The organism is Acidovorax sp. GW458-11-26-14-TSB4, from assembly GCF_059423865.1.
In genome coordinates this window covers 40,670-55,826 of record NZ_JBWKYR010000025.1, presented here as the reverse complement: position 1 = coordinate 55,826, position 15,157 = coordinate 40,670, and the positions used below count along the sequence as shown (strand labels likewise).

General features: G+C 66.2%; 18 protein-coding genes. 9 read left to right on the top strand and 9 right to left on the bottom strand.

Features of this window, described 5'->3' with window-relative positions:
* Positions 1–124: 124 nt before the first annotated feature.
* On the bottom strand, positions 125–277 hold the full coding sequence (locus AC07X5_RS28730; RefSeq protein WP_494772904.1) for a hypothetical protein: 153 nt from the start codon (positions 275–277) through the stop codon (positions 125–127).
* An 88-nt stretch (positions 278–365) separates the two neighbouring features.
* On the opposite strand from AC07X5_RS28730, the gene AC07X5_RS28725 reads away from it, so the two are divergent.
* Positions 366–1,223: a DUF6279 family lipoprotein gene (locus AC07X5_RS28725; RefSeq protein ID WP_494772903.1), complete on the top strand. Its 858-nt coding sequence runs from the start codon at positions 366–368 to the stop codon at positions 1,221–1,223.
* Between the two features lie 134 nt (positions 1,224–1,357).
* On the opposite strand, the gene gntR is transcribed toward AC07X5_RS28725, so the two are convergent.
* Entirely contained in the window at positions 1,358–2,383 is a 1,026-nt protein-coding gene (gntR, locus tag AC07X5_RS28720) for an HTH-type transcriptional regulator GntR (RefSeq protein WP_409958204.1), read from the bottom strand.
* Between the two features lie 169 nt (positions 2,384–2,552).
* Between gntR and AC07X5_RS28715 the strand changes: the two genes are divergently transcribed.
* From AC07X5_RS28715 to AC07X5_RS28700, 4 genes are read left to right on the top strand one after another with little or no spacing between them, the layout of a single operon-like run.
* On the top strand, positions 2,553–3,092 hold the full coding sequence (locus AC07X5_RS28715) for a gluconokinase (RefSeq protein ID WP_409958202.1): 540 nt from the start codon (positions 2,553–2,555) through the stop codon (positions 3,090–3,092).
* The gene (locus tag AC07X5_RS28710; RefSeq protein WP_494772902.1) at positions 3,089–3,607 is read left to right on the top strand and encodes a TRAP transporter small permease; all 519 of its coding nucleotides are present in this window, start codon (positions 3,089–3,091) and stop codon (positions 3,605–3,607) included. The genes AC07X5_RS28715 and AC07X5_RS28710 overlap by 4 nt, the downstream gene beginning before the upstream one ends.
* 5 nt (positions 3,608–3,612) lie before the next feature.
* Complete coding sequence (locus AC07X5_RS28705) at positions 3,613–4,908, top strand: TRAP transporter large permease (protein WP_494772901.1); 1,296 nt, start codon at positions 3,613–3,615, stop codon at positions 4,906–4,908.
* A 56-nt stretch (positions 4,909–4,964) separates the two neighbouring features.
* Positions 4,965–5,978: a TRAP transporter substrate-binding protein gene (locus tag AC07X5_RS28700; protein ID WP_494772900.1), complete on the top strand. Its 1,014-nt coding sequence runs from the start codon at positions 4,965–4,967 to the stop codon at positions 5,976–5,978.
* An 89-nt stretch (positions 5,979–6,067) separates the two neighbouring features.
* Here AC07X5_RS28700 and AC07X5_RS28695 read toward each other — a convergent pair whose 3' ends face one another.
* A complete protein-coding gene (locus AC07X5_RS28695) occupies positions 6,068–6,361 on the bottom strand; it encodes a DUF4148 domain-containing protein (RefSeq protein ID WP_494772899.1) in 294 nt (97 codons plus the stop codon).
* Positions 6,362–6,437: 76 nt separating this feature from the next.
* The gene (locus tag AC07X5_RS28690; RefSeq protein ID WP_409958757.1) at positions 6,438–6,731 is read right to left on the bottom strand and encodes a DUF4148 domain-containing protein; all 294 of its coding nucleotides are present in this window, start codon (positions 6,729–6,731) and stop codon (positions 6,438–6,440) included.
* A gap of 439 nt (positions 6,732–7,170) precedes the next feature.
* Between AC07X5_RS28690 and AC07X5_RS28685 the strand changes: the two genes are divergently transcribed.
* Positions 7,171–7,608, top strand: coding sequence for a CBS domain-containing protein (locus AC07X5_RS28685; protein ID WP_409958753.1), 438 nt, complete (start codon positions 7,171–7,173; stop codon positions 7,606–7,608).
* A gap of 75 nt (positions 7,609–7,683) precedes the next feature.
* On the opposite strand, the gene AC07X5_RS28680 is transcribed toward AC07X5_RS28685, so the two are convergent.
* From AC07X5_RS28680 to AC07X5_RS28665, 4 genes are all read right to left on the bottom strand, one after another.
* Entirely contained in the window at positions 7,684–8,508 is an 825-nt protein-coding gene (locus tag AC07X5_RS28680; RefSeq protein WP_494772898.1) for an ABC transporter ATP-binding protein, read from the bottom strand.
* On the bottom strand, positions 8,505–9,428 hold the full coding sequence (ntrB, locus tag AC07X5_RS28675) for a nitrate ABC transporter permease (RefSeq protein ID WP_494772897.1): 924 nt from the start codon (positions 9,426–9,428) through the stop codon (positions 8,505–8,507). Before ntrB ends, AC07X5_RS28680 begins: the two co-directional genes overlap by 4 nt.
* 62 nt (positions 9,429–9,490) lie before the next feature.
* Positions 9,491–10,735 (bottom strand): CmpA/NrtA family ABC transporter substrate-binding protein, encoded by a 1,245-nt coding sequence (locus AC07X5_RS28670; protein WP_409958747.1) that lies wholly within the window; start codon positions 10,733–10,735, stop codon positions 9,491–9,493.
* A 381-nt stretch (positions 10,736–11,116) separates the two neighbouring features.
* On the bottom strand, positions 11,117–11,743 hold the full coding sequence (locus AC07X5_RS28665; protein ID WP_409958745.1) for an ANTAR domain-containing response regulator: 627 nt from the start codon (positions 11,741–11,743) through the stop codon (positions 11,117–11,119).
* A 207-nt stretch (positions 11,744–11,950) separates the two neighbouring features.
* Here AC07X5_RS28665 and AC07X5_RS28660 point away from each other — a divergent pair, with 207 nt between their 5' ends.
* Positions 11,951–13,111 (top strand): branched-chain amino acid ABC transporter substrate-binding protein, encoded by a 1,161-nt coding sequence (locus AC07X5_RS28660; protein WP_409958743.1) that lies wholly within the window; start codon positions 11,951–11,953, stop codon positions 13,109–13,111.
* A gap of 69 nt (positions 13,112–13,180) precedes the next feature.
* On the top strand, positions 13,181–13,711 hold the full coding sequence (cysC, locus tag AC07X5_RS28655) for an adenylyl-sulfate kinase (RefSeq protein ID WP_409958741.1): 531 nt from the start codon (positions 13,181–13,183) through the stop codon (positions 13,709–13,711).
* Positions 13,712–13,794: 83 nt separating this feature from the next.
* Here the strand turns inward: cysC and AC07X5_RS28650 are convergent, their stop codons facing one another.
* Complete coding sequence (locus tag AC07X5_RS28650) at positions 13,795–14,043, bottom strand: hypothetical protein (protein WP_494772896.1); 249 nt, start codon at positions 14,041–14,043, stop codon at positions 13,795–13,797.
* Here AC07X5_RS28650 and AC07X5_RS28645 point away from each other — a divergent pair.
* On the top strand, positions 14,027–15,157 hold the full coding sequence (locus AC07X5_RS28645) for a hypothetical protein (RefSeq protein ID WP_494772895.1): 1,131 nt from the start codon (positions 14,027–14,029) through the stop codon (positions 15,155–15,157). The genes AC07X5_RS28650 and AC07X5_RS28645 overlap by 17 nt on opposite strands.

Below are 15,157 nucleotides of genomic sequence, written 5' to 3'. Positions count from 1 at the left end.
AAAACACCCCGGATCGTCAGCTGCAAGATTGGAACTTGCATTGATGTCAACAACGGCGCAGCACTATGGCCTGGATTCGTGCTTCGACTTTGCAAGCCGTCGGAACTCACGCGCATCCACCTGGTCAGAAAGTGAAGCCACCGGGCTCATCAGCGTATTTTGTGTTTTTTGTCTGCAGCGAGGCGGTGGCATCGAACGCACGTTGCAGCTGGCCGGGTGAATCGGAGGCCATGCGGGTATCCTGGCCCGCAGCCACCAGGACCATATGGAGAATCATGCGCGAATCTTTCTGTGTAATTCCATGGCGAAAGGGGGCGCGGATAGTCGGCGCCAGCCTGCTGGCACTCGCTCTCGCCGGCTGCACCGTGGTCCGGTTGGCCTACAACCAGGCCCCGAACTGGGCCTCCGTGTGGATCGACAACTACGCCGACCTGGACGACGAGCAGGGCCCCCGCACCCGTGACGCCATCGGCGCCTGGTTCCGCTGGCACCGCAGCACGCAACTGCCGGAGTACGCAGGGATGTTGGCCCGCATGCAGGCGCAGGTGATGGACAACACCACCGGCGCCGAGCTGTGCCGCTGGGAGCCCGAATTTCTCCTGCGGACCGAGGCCGCGCTGGCGCAAGCCGTGGTGCCCGCGACCGAGCTGGCGGTGTCGCTGAGGCCACAGCAACTGCGCCACATCGAGAAGCGCTACGAGCGCAGCAACAAGGAGTTCCGCGACGATTACCTGCAGCCCGACCTGGATGAGCGCCGAGAGGAACGGCACAAGCGTACCGTCGAGCGGCTCGAAACGCTCTATGGCCGGCTGGACGATGCGCAGCGAGAGCGCTTGTCCAAGGCGCTGGCCGCGTCGCCCTACGACGCCGAGGTGTGGCAGCAGGAGCGCCTGGCCCGCCAGCGTGACACGCTGCAAACGCTGCGTTCGCTCACCGGCGACGGTCGCGCCCTGGCGGCGTCGGTCGCCCAGGCGCAGGTCAAGGCCTTGATGGGCAGCTGGCTGCGCTCGCCGCGTCCGGCTTATGCAGCCTATCAGCGCAAGGTGGTGGAGAACAACTGCGCCTGGCTGGCCGAGCTGCACAACAGCACCACACCCGAGCAGCGCCGCCATGCTCGCGACAAACTGCGCGCCTGGGAGGTCGACGTCAGAGCGCTGGGGGCTGCAACCAGCATTGCCTCGGCAGGTCCTGAAACTTCGGCATCGCCTTCCACGAGCCGCTGAAAGCCACCAGGCTTGTCGAGGCAGTCGTCTCCTCCATCTCGGGTGCAGAAACTCTGTTCAGGAGGCAGTCGGGCTTGAGGGCTGTTGGCTGCAAAACCGCCGCAGCGGTCCATTTTTCAACGTCTTTGGCTCCTTCATGTGCTCTCGCGCACCGTCAGCTCGAAACCCAGGTTCACCGAGTTGTGCTCGGGCGCTTCGCCGCGCATCAGGGCCAGCAGCATGCGCGCGCTGGCCTCGCCGATGGAGAAGCGCGGCGTGCGCACCGTGGTCAATGTGGGCAGCATCTGGTCGCTGCCGGCCAGGTCGTTGAAGCCGGCCACCGCCACCTTGCCGGGCACGGCGATGCCCAGGCGCTGCGCGGCCAGCAGGCCGCCCTGGGCCAGGTCGTCGTTGCAGAAGAAGACGGCGTCCACGTCGGGCCGGGTACGGAGCATCTGCTCGAACAGCCCAGCCCCCAGGCGGATGGAGGAGGGCTCGGGGCTGAGCAGTTCCAGCTGTGGGTCGTACAGGCCGGCATCCTTGAGGCAGCGGCGGTAGCCCTCGGCGCGCTGCATGGTGCGCGGGTCCAGTTGCGCCGCCACGAAGGCCACGCGCCGGCGGCCGCGTTCCAGTAGGTGGGCCGTGATGCGGTGGCCCGCGTCCTGCTGCGAAAAGCCCACGCAGTACACGCCGGGCGCGGTGGTCATCTCCATCAGGTGCACGCAGGGCACGCCGCTGGCGGCAATCATCTGGCGCGCGGATTCCGTGCGGTCGAAGCCCGTGACCAGCAGGCCTGCCGGGCGGTGCGCCAGGTAGGTGCGCAGCAATTGCTCTTCTTCGTCGGGGTCGTAGTGGGTCACGCCGATCAGGGCCTGGTAGCCGTGCGGGAACAGCGTGCGGTGCACGGCATCGAGCACATCCACGAACAGTGCGTTGGACAGCAGCGGCACCAGCACCGGCACCTGCACGCTGCGCTGCGAGGCCAGGGCGCGCGCGGCGGGGTCGGGCACATAGCCCAGCTGCGCGGCGGCGGCCTTCACGCGCTGCACCAGTTCCTCGGCCACGCCGCGCTCGCCGCGCAGTGCGCGAGAGGCCGTGATGGGGCTCACGCTGGCGGCCTCGGCCACATGGCTCAGGGTGACACGGCCGCTGGAGCGGCGCCGGATTTCGGGTCTGGGCAAGGGTTTTCCCTCGGATAGAGTCGGCTGAATGGAATTAGGATAGCGCTGTCCAAAGGCAAGAGCAAGGCCAGCGCGCGTGCGAGTGTGTCATTTTCTCCTTCGGCGTCCGATTTTTCCAGCATCCCCCACCGGGATGTTTTTTTGAAGCCTGCTGGATAGCGCTACCAACATGAATGTTTTGCCCTCACCGGTGCTGTCACCGGTCTTCCTCGTGGTCATGGGCGTGGCCGGCTGCGGCAAGTCCAGCCTGGGCGCTGCCGTGGCCCAGGCCCAGGGATTGCCTCTGATCGAAGGCGACGACCACCACAGCCCGGCCAGCCGCGCCAAGATGAGCCAGGGCATTGCCTTGACCGACGCCGACCGTGATGGCTGGCTCGCTGCACTGGGCCAGTTGCTGCAGGGCCATCCCGAAGGTGCCGTGCTCACCTGCTCGGCCCTCAAGAAGGCCTACCGCGACCGCCTGCGTGCCGCCTGCCCGGCCTTGCGCTTTGCCTTCCTCGATATTGATCGGGCCCATGCCGCCGAGCGCGTGGCGGCCCGGGTGAACACCCACTTCTTTTCCACTACCCTGGTGGACAGCCAGTTCGCCACGCTGGAATCGCCCGTGGGCGAGCCCGGCGTGCTGCGCCTGGATGCGTTGCAGAGCATTGCCACCCTGCAGGCCCAGGTGTCCGCCTGGCTTGCCGACTCCACGAAAGCCGCCCCATGAGCGCTGAAACCTCCCATCCCGAGCAGGGATCCCGCCGCCGCTTCGGCCGATTCGCCGAGGTCCTGATGGCCGCCTGCCTGGGCGTGATGGCGCTGGCCGTCTTCATCAACGTGGTGCTGCGCTACGGCTTCGGCAGCGGCATCGTGGCCAGCGAAGAACTCTCGCGCCTGCTTTTTGTATGGATGGTGTTCATCGGTGCCGCGGCGGCCTACCCGGCGGGCGAGCACATGGCCTTCACCAGCCTGGCGGGGCTTCTGGCCAAGCGGCCGCTGGCCTTCGCACTGCTGTCCGCGTTCATCCGGCTGCTGGTGATCGCTGCCTGCGGCATGCTGGCCTGGGGCGCCTGGCAGCAGGTCGTGGTGGGTCTGGGCAGCCACTCGGTGGTGCTCGGCTACTCGGCGGCGCTGCTGCCGCTGCCGGCCTTCCTGTGCGCGGCGGCCATCGGGGTGATGGCACTCATCGAATTGATTCAACGCAAGCCGCTGGACCTCGGTCACGGCGCGGAAGTGGAGTGATGGACATGGGTCCCGAAGCGCAGGCATTCATCGTTTTCTCGCTGGGCATGCTGGTGTTCATGGGCACCGGCATGAACATGGGCCTGGCCCTGGTGCTCACCGGCGCCGGCATGGCCTGGGTGCTCGATTTCTTCGACACCCAGCTGCTGGCCCAGAACCTCGTGGCCGGGGTCGACAGCTTCCCGCTGCTGGCCGTGCCCTTCTTCATCCTGGCCGGCGAGCTCATGAACTCCGGCGGCATCAGCCGCCGCATCATCGACATGGCACAGGCCTGGGTGGGCCACATCCGCGGCGGCCTGGGCTACGTGGCCATCGGCGCCGCGGTGCTCATGGCCAGCATGAGCGGCTCGGCCCTGGCCGACACGGCCGCGCTGGCCACCATCCTGCTGCCCATGATGCGCCAGCAGGGCTACCCGATGAACACCTCCGCCGGGCTGATCGCCTCGGGCGGCATCATCGCGCCCATCATCCCGCCCTCCATGCCCTTCGTGATCTACGGTGTGACGACCAACACCTCGATCTCGGCGCTGTTCGTCTCGGGCATCGTGCCCGGCCTGATGATGGGCGTGGGCCTGATCTTCGCGTGGCGCTGGGTGCTGCGCGGCATCGACCTGCCGCCGAGCCGGCCCGCACTGCCGCTGCGCGAGCGCCTGCACGCCACGCGCAAGGCGTTCTGGGCCATGCTCATGCCGCTCATCATCATCGGCGGCATGAAGTCGGGCGTGTTCACCCCCACGGAGGCCGCGGTCGTGGCCGCCTTCTATGCCCTGACCGTGGCCCTGTTCGTCCACCGCGAGATGAAGGTGCCCGCGATCTACGGCGTGCTGGTGCGCGCCGCCAAGACCACGGCCATCGTGATGTTCCTGTGCGCCGGTGCCCAGGTGGCCAGCTACATGATCACCCTGGCCGACCTGCCCACGGTGCTGACCGGCTGGCTCGGCCCGCTGGTGGAGAATCCGCGCCTGCTGATGGCGGTGATGATGGTGGTGCTGGTGCTCATTGGCACGGCGCTGGACCTCACGCCCACCATCCTGATCTTCGCACCCGTGATGCTGCCCATCGCCGTCAAGGCGGGGATTGACCCGGTCTACTTCGGCCTGATGTTCGTGCTCAACGGCGCCATCGGCCTGATCACCCCACCCGTGGGCACCGTGCTCAACGTGGTGGCCGGCGTGGGGCGCATCTCGATGCACAGCGTCATCAAGGGCGTCAACCCGTTCTTGCTCACCTATGTGCTGATCCTCGCCTTGCTGGTGGTGTTCCCGCAAATCGTGACCATGCCTGTCCTGTGGATGCGGTGATGCCGGTGCGCCTCTCTTTTTCCGTGCCTTTCTTTCCCTTGCCAATGGAGACAACCATGAAGACTTTCCGCCGTACCCTGCTGGCCGCCCTGTCGGTCGCCGCTGTCGCCGCCTCGTTCCAGGCCGCCGCCCAGGACTTCAAGCCGCGCATCATCCGCTTCGGCTATGGCCTCAACGAGGTGTCCAACCAGGGCCGCGCCACCAAGCTGTTCGCCCAGGAGGTCGAAAAGGCCTCCGGCGGCAAGATGAAGGTGCGTGCCATCGGCGCCGCCGCGTTGGGCTCTGACGTGCAGATGCAGCAGGCGCTGATCGGCGGCGCGCAGGAGATGATGGTCGGCTCCACCGCCACGCTGGTCGGCATCACCAAGGAAATGGCGATCTGGGACACGCCCTTCCTGTTCAACAACGCCAAGGAGGCCGACATCGTGCTCGACGGCCCCGTGGGCCAGAAGGTGATGGACAAGCTGCAGGAAAAGGGCCTCGTCGGCCTGGTCTACTGGGAGAACGGCTTTCGCAACCTGACCAACAGCAAGCGCCCCGTGGCCAAGCTGGAGGACATGAACGGCATCAAGCTGCGCGTGATGCAGAACAACGTGTTCCTCGACAGCTTCAAGACCCTGGGCGCCAACGCCGTGCCGCTGCCGTTCTCGGAGCTGTTCACGGCCCTGGAGACCAACACCGTGGACGGCCAGGAGAACCCCTACAACACCATCCTGTCGAGCAAGTTCTACGAGGTGCAGAAGTACCTCACCGTGACCAACCACGTCTACAGCCCCTGGATCGTGCTGGTCAGCAAGAAGTACTGGGATGGTCTCTCGAAGGCCGAGCAGAAGGTGCTGCTCGACGCCGCCAAGAAGAGCCGCGACTTCGAGCGCCAGGACACGCGCGACGAAGCCGCCAAGGCGCTTGCCGACCTCAAGGCCAAGGGCATGCAGGTCAATGAGCTGTCGTCTGCCGAAGCCAGCCGCATGCGCGAAAAGCTCGGTGCCGTGAACGCCAGCATCGCCGCCAACGTGGGCGAAGACCTGTGGAAGGAAGTGCAGGGCGCCGTGGCCGCCGCTCGCAAGTAAGCAAGCCCTGCGGACCATCGCGGCGCCAATGCAAAAAGGCCGGGGCCCCAAGGGGGCTCCGGCCTTTTTTTGGACTGCAGCTCTGAGAATTACATGGAGCCGAGTTCGCCCGACGAGATCTTGCCCGTGCGCACGGCGTCGGCAGCCTGGGCCTGCACGGCTGCGCGGTCGGCGGTCGATTGGTAAGACACCACACGCGAACCAGCGGGTTCGGTGCTGCGGGTCTTGGCCACGCTGGCGGCGTCGGCCATCACTTCGACACGGGTGCGCTGGGTGTCGAACTTGGTGGCGAATTGCGAAGCATCGGCTTCGTCAGCTTGGGCACCGAAGGAGGCGAAGGCAGCAACGGCGGCGATGGAGAGGAAACGTGCGGCGGTGTTCATGGTGAAACTCCTGTGAAATTCAAAAATAAGGATGAGGTACTGAGGAATACGGGGCAAGACGCAATCTGGATGCGAATTAAAGTGCGCCGATTTCGCCAGCAGAAATCTGGCCGGTGCGTACGGCATCTGCGGCCTGGGCACGCACGGCAGCGCGGTCGGCCGTGGATTGGTAGGTCACCACGCGGGAACCAGCGGGTTCGATGCTGCGGGTCTTGGCGACGGCAGAGGCTTCGGCCACCACTTCAGCGCGGGTGCGGTTGGTTTCGAACTTGGTGGCGAATTGCGAAGCGTCGGCTTCGTCGGCCTGGGCACCGAACGATGCAAAGGCGGCAACAGCGGCGATGGAGAGGAAGCGTGCGGTCGTGTTCATGATGAAATCCTTGAAAAGTTGAAAAAGCGTCTCAAAAAAACCGGAACGGCTGCGATACGAACAAGCTGCTGAACCGGGTTCGGTGAGTCGCCTTGCGGGTTCGGCTCATCGATGGGTTGAACTGTACGCCTGGGGTGTTCATTGAAAAACCACCTAGTCGCCAATTAACTGTTCCGGTATCAGAAACAATCCACAGAGTTCCTGCGGTGTCCACCAGGCTTGTTCCCGAGAGAGCCAGCGCGTTGAACATGGATGTATCGTGCCGGGTTAACCCCTATCGGGGGTCTCGTCGCGGTTTCGTTTCTTTTCGGTTTGTTTCGACAGCGGCGGAATGCAACAGCGCAGAAACATCAGCATGGGATGCTGCGGGTTGCACTCGGAGAGCAGATGGGCTGAAATGACCTTGTGCCCGATCCACGTCTCTCAGAGGGAGGTTTCCATGACCGTCGTAGCCAAGATTCTTCAGTCCAAGCCTGACGCCACCGTGCACACCATCCGGCCCACGGATTCCGTGCTTTCTGCCCTGCAGCTCATGGCCGACAAGGGCATCGGCGCCCTGGTGGTCACCGAAGGGGATGCCATCGTGGGCATCTTCACCGAGCGCGACTACGCGCGAAAGATCGCCCTCCTGGGCCGCACCTCGGCCGCCACGCTGGCGCGCGACGTGATGACCTCGGCCGTGCGCTTCGTGCGGCCCGACCAGACCAGCGAACAGTGCATGCAGATGATGAGCACCGGCCGCCTGCGCCACCTGCCCGTGGTGGACAACGGCAAGCTCGTGGGCATGATCTCTATCGGTGACCTGGTCAAGGACATCATCTCCGAGCAGAAATTCATCATCGAACAGCTGGAGCAGTACATCACAGGAAGCCATTGACCCTGTGAAAAAGGCGCTGACCGGGACCGGCCAGCGCCTTTGGCGTGATGCTGCCGCGCCTGGCGGCGCGCGGCTTCAAGCGGCTTTCTCGACGTGCCCCTGGCGCGTGTACAGGAAGTCGATCACCGCCTTGCGGTAGTGCACGTACTGTGCGTCCTCGGCCAGCTCCACGCGCTTGCGCGGACGGGGCAGGTCAACCTTCAGCACCTCGCCAATGGTGGCGGCCGGGCCGTTGGTCATCATCACGATCTTGTCGGACAGCAGCACGGCTTCGTCCACATCGTGGGTGACCATGACCACGGTGCTTTGCGTGCGCGCCACGATCTCCAGCAGCTCGTCCTGCAGCTTGGCGCGGGTGAGGGCGTCCAGTGCGCCGAAGGGCTCGTCCATCAGCAGCACCTGGGGTTCCATCGACAGGGCGCGGGCAATGCCCACGCGCTGCTTCATGCCGCCCGAGATCTCGCCGGGGCGCTTTGCGCCGGCGTGCGTCAGGCCCACCAGGGCCAGTGCGGCATCGGTGCGCGCCTTGAGCTGGGCCTTGTTCTCGCGGCCACCGAACACGCGCTCCACCGCCAGGTAGACGTTGTCGAAGCAGGTCAGCCAGGGCAGCAGCGAGTGGTTCTGGAACACCACGGCGCGCTCGGGGCCGGGGCCCTTGATCTCCTTGTTGGCGCACAGCAGGGCGCCGGCCGTGGGCGTGGTGAGCCCGGCGATCAGGTTCAGAAGCGTGGACTTGCCGCAGCCCGAGTGGCCGATCAGGGCCACGAACTCGCCTTTGGCGATGCTCAGGTTTATCTCGCGCAGGGCCGGGAACAGGCCCTTGGCGGTCTTGAAGGTCTGGCCGACGCCCTGGACTTCGATGAACTTGCCGTTGGGCGTTGTGTTGGTTGTGGTGTTCATGCCTTCACCTCTTCGAATGTGAATGCGGTGGCCAGCTTGATGAGCGCGAACTCCAGCGCCAGCCCCACGATGCCGATCACGAAGATCGCGATGATGATGTTCTTGACGTTCAGGTTGTTCCACTCGTCCCAGACCCAGAAGCCGATGCCCACGCCGCCGGTCAGCATCTCGGCGGCCACGATCACCAGCCAGGCCGTGCCCACCGCCAGGCGCACGCCGGTCAGCATGTAGGGCAGTACGGCGGGGAACAGGATCTTGGTGGCGATCTTCCATTCCGACAGGTTGAGCACGCGGGCCACGTTCATGTAGTCCTGCGGCACGCGCTGCACGCCCACGGCGGTGTTGATGACCATGGGCCAGATGGAGCAGATGAAGATGGTCCAGATGGCAGCCGGGTTGGCCCCCTTGAACACCAGCAGACCGATGGGCAGCCAGGCCAGCGGCGACACGGGGCGCAGCAGGCTGATCAACGGGTTGAACATGCGCGAGAGGAAATTGAAGCGCCCGATCACGAAGCCGGCCGGGATGCCCACCAGCGCCGCCATGCCGAAGCCGATGGCCACGCGCTCCAGCGACATCAGCACGTTCCAGCCCACGCCCTGGTCGTTGGGACCATTGCGGTAGAACGGGTTGCTGAAGATTTCCAGCGCCTGCGCCCAGGTGGCCTGCGGGCTGGGGATGCTGCCGCCGGTGGTGGTGGAGACCACCGCCCACAGGCCGATGAGCAGGCCCAGGCCGCACAGCGGCGGCAGCACGGCCATCCAGAAGTTGCGCGACACGGCGGCCCAGTCGCGCGGGGCCCGCGGGACGGGCGCCTCCGTGCGGGCCTCGGCGGCTGGGGCGGCGGCACTGCGCGTGGGCGCCGCGTGCGTTTCGGCCGGCAGCGCGGGGGGAGGGGAGTGAAAAACGGCACTGACCATGGTGGATCTCCTGTGCGGGTGGAAACGTGGGGCGATCAGAGTGGGGCCTGGGCCTGGGGCGCTCAGGCCTTGAGCTTGAAGCCGTCGGCGTACTTCTTGGGGTCCTTGCCGTCCCAGACCACGCCGTCCACGAGCTTGTGGCTGCGCATGTCGCTCTTGGGCAGCGGGGTCTTGGAGGCGGTGGCCGCCTGCTTGTAGACGTCCACGCGGTTGATGGACTTGGCCACGCCGGCGTAGTCGGGGTGGTCCTTGAGCAGGCCCCAGCGCTTGTGCTGGGTCAGGAACCACATGCCGTCCGACAGGTAGGGGAAGTTCACCGCGCCGTCGTTGTAGAACTTCATGTGGTTGGGGTCGTCCCAGGTCTTGCCCATGCCGTCCTGGTAGCGGCCCAGGATGCGCTGGTTGATGGCGTCCACGCCGGTGTTCACATAGGCCTTGCCGGCAATGGTCTCGGCCATCTTGTTTTTATTGGCCAGGCCTTCGTCGATCCAGCGGCCGGCCTCCAGGATGGCGGCCGTCACGGCACGGGCCGTGTTGGGGTACTTCTGCACGAACTCCGAGGTCGTGCCCAGCACCTTCTCGGGGTGGTCCTTCCAGATGTCCTGCGTGGTGGTGGCGGTCACCCCGATGCCGTCCATGATGGCGCGGTGGTTCCAGGGCTCGCCCACGCAGAAGCCGTCCATGTTGCCCACGCGCATGTTGGCCACCATCTGCGGTGGGGGTACGGTGATGACCTTGGCATCCTTCATCGGGTCGATGCCGTGCGCGGCCAGCCAGTAGTACAGCCACATGGCATGCGTGCCGGTGGGGAAGGTCTGGGCGAAGGTGTACTCGCGCTTTTCGCTGGCCATGAGCTTGGCCAGGCCGGCGCCATTGACGGCGCCCTTGTCGGCGAGTTTCTTGGACAGCGTGATGGCCTGGCCGTTCTGGTTCAGGTTCATCAGCACCGCCATGTCTTTCTTGGGGCCGGCAATGCCCAGGTGCACGCCGTAGACCAGGCCGTAGAGCACGTGGGCGAAGTCCAGCTCGCCGTTGACCAGCTTGTCGCGCACGCCGGCCCAGCTCGCTTCCTTGGTGGGGATGATGGTCACGCCGTACTTCTTGTCGATGCCCAGCACCGAGGCCATCACCACGCTGGCGCAGTCGGTCAGCGGGATGAAGCCGATCTTCACTTCCTTCTTCTCGGGGGCGTCCGAACCCTGTGCGTGGACGAGGGCGCGCAGCGCGGGGCTCACGCCGACGGCGCCCACGGTGGCGGCCTGCAGCACGGTGCGGCGGTTGAGACTGGTTTTGAGCAGATCGGTCATGGGGCTTCCCTGGTGGCGTAGAAAACAAAAAAGGCGTCCCCCCGGCGCAAGGCTGCTGCGGCTCGAAAGCCATGCAGCGCCTAGCGCGGGTGGGACGCCTCTGTCCGGTGCGAGGGGGAGTTGTCCGCCGTTGGCCACATCCCCGCTCATCGAAGACCTTCGTTGGTCTCACACCAACCGATGCAAGCCCTGTGCCAGCTCTCTCCAGCCTCGGTGTACTCTGCTTTTCATAGCGGCAGATCATTGCCAGTAGGGCCTTCAGGGCAAAGCGCGGCATGGCTTGGCGCGCTTGCGTGCCTGGCATCGGCATGCACAGGTTTTGTGCGGTGCACCACCACGGGGTGGGTGGTGGCGGGAGTGGTGCGGGCGATGGCGCGGGGGTCAGCCCAGCAGGTCGGCTACGTCCAGCATGCGCTGCGCCACGTCCACGAGCTTGAGGCCCTTGTCCATGGCCGTCTTGCGCAGCTTTTCGTACGCGGCCTGCTCGCTCAGGCCCTGGCGCTGCATCAAGAGGCCCTTGGCGCGGTCGATGGTCTTGCGGTCCTTGAGCTCGGTCTTGGCATCGGCCAGTTCGGCGCGCAGCGCCTGCTCGTGCTGGAAACGCGCCATCGCCACGTCCAGGATGGGGCGTATGCGCTGGGGTGCCAGGCCGGCCACGATGTACGCCGACACCCCGGCGGCCACGGCCGCCTTCACGTGCGAGGTGTCCTCGTCGTTGGTGAACATGACGATGGGGCGGCGCTCGTTGCGCGTGGCCATCACCACATGCTCCAGCGCATCGCGCGCCTCGCTTTCCGCGTCCACGATGATCAGGTCGGGCTGCAATTGCGCCAGGCGCTCGCTGAGGAACACGTCGGCCGGCAGGGTGGCCACGAGGTTGAAATTGTTCTCCAGCAGGCCGATGCGCAGCGCCCGCGAGCGCTCTGCCTGCAGCAGGGCGTGCTCGTCGTCGGGGTCGGCGACCGCCAGATCGGGGGCGACCACCACTATGCGCAAGGCCTCGTTCATGCCGTCAGCATAGCAAGATTTGCGCCACAAATTGGTGCGCGGGGCTGGTGCAGGCAGGGGTCTACCCTGGGTTTTGCAACCCGCGCGGCTCCGGGGGCCTGAAACTTGCTAATAGAGTGAGTATTGGGAGGGCATACCCGATAGCGCCTCTTTGCGGCGTCGCATATACATCCGGACACATTGACATACAGATTTGGAGTTTCCTGCATGAACCAGTCCATCGACCGGCGCCGATTCCCGGCCCACCTGGCCTTCGCCGCTGTGGCCGCCACCGCCTTGTTGGCAGGCTGCGGCAAAGTGCCCGACACCATCAAGATCGGGGTGGCCCAGCCCCTGAGCGGGCCCCTGGCCGCCCTGGGGCAGGACCTGCTCAACGGCGTCAACCTGGCAGTGGCCGAGCTCAACAAGGGCGGCTACAGCGTGGACGGTAAGGTGGTGAAGCTGGAGGTGGTGCCGGTGGACGACCGGGCCGATGCCGCCACCGGCAAGACCGTGGCACAGCAACTGGTGGATTCGGGCGTGGTCGCCGTCATCGGCCACCTCAACTCGGGTGTGAGCATCGAGACCGCTCCCATCTACGCGGCCAAGGACATCCCGCAGATCGCCATCTCCACCAACCCCAAGTTCACGCAGCTGGGCTTTCCCACCACCTTCCGCATGGTGGCCAACGACACGCTGCAGGCGCGTGCCATCGGCTCGTTCGCCGCCACGCAGCTGGGTGCCAGCCGCTATGCCGCGCTGGACGACGGCACGCCTTACGGCAAGGGCCTGGCCGATGGCGCGGCCGAGCAGCTCAAGGCCGAGAAGAAGGAAGTCGTGGTGCGCAAGTCCTTCGACGACAAGACCACGGCCTTCGACGCCCTGGCCGGCGAGCTCAAGGCCGCCAAGGTGGAGGTCATCGTCTCCACCCTCAACGACTTCCAGGCCATCGCCCTGCTGGAAGCCCTCAAGAAGGTCGACCACACCAAGGTGCGCCTGCTTGGCGGCGACACCATCAAGACCACCGACATGGCCAAGGGCGCCGGCATCGTGGAGGGCATCTACGCCACCTCGCCGGTGCTGGAGGCCAAGGAGTTCGCCACCGGCAAGCCTTTCCTCGAAAAGTACGTGGCCGAATTCAAGAAGCCCCCGGCCTACGGCGGCCACTACAGCTACGACAGCACCTACGTGCTGTCCGCCGCGATCCAGAAGGCCAAGTCCGCCGACCCCAAGGACATCACCAAGGCCATGCACAGCATCAACGGCTATGCGCCGGTGATCGGCACCATGACCTGGGACGACAAGGGCGAGCAGCGCTACGGCGCCGTGGGCGTGTACGAACTGCGCGGTGGCGGGTGGGAGCTGCGCATGCGCTCGGACCGCTGGTAACAAAGCGAAGGGCGTGGCGGCAAGGCTGGCATACAGTAGGCGCACCTCAGCTACCTCTGCCAAGCCGCGATGCCTTGCTCGAATCCCCTCGTCTACTGGATCACCGGCCTGCCCGCCGCAGGCAAGACCACCCTGGCCGGCGCACTGGCCGATGCCCTCAACCAGGCCGGCGGCCGGGCCTGCGTGCTCGACGGCGACGAGCTGCGCAAGGGCCTGTGCTCCGACCTGGGCCTGTCGGCCGCCGACCGGGCCGAGAACATCCGCCGCGCGGGCGAGGTGGCGCGGCTGATGGCCCGCAATGGCCTGACCGTGGTGTGCGCCTTTGTCTCCCCCTTCGAGGCCGACCGCCAGCGGGTGCGCGCCCTGTTCGCGCCCGGCGAGTTCCATGAGGTCCACCTGAGCACCTCGGTCGAGGAATGTGCCCGGCGCGACCCCAAGGGCCTGTATGCGCGCGCCCGAGCCGGGCTGATCACCGGCCTGACCGGCCTGGATGGCACCTACGAGGTGCCCCGCGCCCCGGAGTCGCAGTACGACACCCAGGCCATCGCGGTGGCGGCCATGGTGCAGCAGCTCCTGGCCGCCCGCACCCCGCAGTCCTGACGCGGTGCCCGGACGCGGCGCAGCCCGCAGCGGGCGGATGTAACGCACGCATCTTTACAGGAACTTCCCGCCCGGGCTGCCTCTCAGAGCCTCGCTTCGCCCGCATGAAGCGGCTGGGCGGGTTTGCGCACGCTGCTTTTTGCGGCATGCAGGTGGTTGCAAAAGTTATTTTTCATCACTGAATGGCAGGTGCCCTGGCGGGCGCTGCGGGCCGGGCCCGTGGCGTTGGCGGGGCGCTTTTTTATGTCCTTTTTTTGTCCTGGAGTGGTCTGGATGCGGTTTTTGTTGGTTGTGTGCCTTTCTGCGGCGGCGTCGTTGTCCCATGCCGCCAATTTCGTTTCTCTTCACCAGTCACCCCTCAGGATCGCCCTGCCGCCCGCCGCCGGGACCTACGACTACAGCTTCGACAGCAAGATCGGCTTTCAGCAGCAGTACGCGCCCACCGGTGTCACCGGCTGCGCCATCGGCTTTTCCTCCAGCGGCTGTGCCTTTCCCGGCGGCGGATCGCTCGCCCTGCCGGAGTTCACCAACTACCAGTTGCAGTACAAGGAATTCAAGATCTACATCCCCGCGGGCACGCGCTCCTTCCTGTTCTCGGGCTATGCGCCCCAACGCACGGAATCGGCCTTTGCCCTGCGCTACGGCTCGGCGCCGGTCCGTGAGGCGGCGCTGAGCGCGGCGGAGTACGCCAGCACCCAGGCGAGCGAGCACATCGACACCACCTTCTCGCGCCTGGTCAACGAGCCCGGTGCCGACCACCTCGTGGTGCACGACGGCGGCGGCACGGTGCGCTTCGTGGGCGGCCAGCTCGACGCCAGCAAGGGCAGCACCAGCCAGGGCAACTGGCTCTACGTGCGCCAGGTCAGCGGCAGCCCGCTGTACGACGTGCAGGGCGCCATCGACGTGGACATGGACAAGTACGCAGCCGGCTATGCCGCCATCACCTGGACCACCTCGACCTACCCCGACCCGGTGGAGGGCCCGAGCCCTGCCGTGGGCACCGCCAGCACCACCAACCAGCAGACGGTTGCGAGCACCCCGGTGGCGACGGCCACCCCCGCGGCTGCGGCCGCAACGGTCTCGACCGCGGTGCTGTCCACCGCCGGCCAGCCGCTGCAGCTGGCCATCACCCTGGCGCAGGCAGCGGCCGATGTGGCTGCCAACCCAAAGCTCAGCGCATGGGTGGCGGCGCGCATTCCGGCCCAGGGCGCGGCCCCGGACCTGTGGTTCTTCCGCAAGAGCGATGGCACCTGGGCCAGCCAGGTGCCGGCCGATGCAGAGGGTGCCGCCTTCGCCAGCCAGGTGGCGAATGCCGCCACCTTGCAGTTCAGGCCCTCGCTGGACTTCACCGACGCGGAAATGCGGGCCGCCAATGCAGAGGTCTACTTCGGCTTCCGGGCCGGCAGTGGTGCCTTCGTGAACAAGGGCAAGGTCTGGCCGCAGTGA

Coding starts and splice junctions, on each gene's coding strand:
- AC07X5_RS28730 (WP_494772904.1), bottom strand. CDS start 277: ATGATTCTCCATATGGTCCTGGTGGCTGCGGGCCAGGATACCCGCATG.
- AC07X5_RS28715 (WP_409958202.1), top strand. CDS start 2,553: ATGAATGTTTTGCCCTCACCGGTGCTGTCACCGGTCTTCCTCGTGGTC.
- AC07X5_RS28710 (WP_494772902.1), top strand. CDS start 3,089: ATGAGCGCTGAAACCTCCCATCCCGAGCAGGGATCCCGCCGCCGCTTC.
- AC07X5_RS28705 (WP_494772901.1), top strand. CDS start 3,613: ATGGGTCCCGAAGCGCAGGCATTCATCGTTTTCTCGCTGGGCATGCTG.
- AC07X5_RS28700 (WP_494772900.1), top strand. CDS start 4,965: ATGAAGACTTTCCGCCGTACCCTGCTGGCCGCCCTGTCGGTCGCCGCT.
- AC07X5_RS28695 (WP_494772899.1), bottom strand. CDS start 6,361: ATGAACACCGCCGCACGTTTCCTCTCCATCGCCGCCGTTGCTGCCTTC.
- AC07X5_RS28690 (WP_409958757.1), bottom strand. CDS start 6,731: ATGAACACGACCGCACGCTTCCTCTCCATCGCCGCTGTTGCCGCCTTT.
- AC07X5_RS28685 (WP_409958753.1), top strand. CDS start 7,171: ATGACCGTCGTAGCCAAGATTCTTCAGTCCAAGCCTGACGCCACCGTG.
- AC07X5_RS28680 (WP_494772898.1), bottom strand. CDS start 8,508: ATGAACACCACAACCAACACAACGCCCAACGGCAAGTTCATCGAAGTC.
- ntrB (WP_494772897.1), bottom strand. CDS start 9,428: ATGGTCAGTGCCGTTTTTCACTCCCCTCCCCCCGCGCTGCCGGCCGAA.
- AC07X5_RS28670 (WP_409958747.1), bottom strand. CDS start 10,735: ATGACCGATCTGCTCAAAACCAGTCTCAACCGCCGCACCGTGCTGCAG.
- AC07X5_RS28665 (WP_409958745.1), bottom strand. CDS start 11,743: ATGAACGAGGCCTTGCGCATAGTGGTGGTCGCCCCCGATCTGGCGGTC.
- AC07X5_RS28660 (WP_409958743.1), top strand. CDS start 11,951: ATGAACCAGTCCATCGACCGGCGCCGATTCCCGGCCCACCTGGCCTTC.
- cysC (WP_409958741.1), top strand. CDS start 13,181: ATGCCTTGCTCGAATCCCCTCGTCTACTGGATCACCGGCCTGCCCGCC.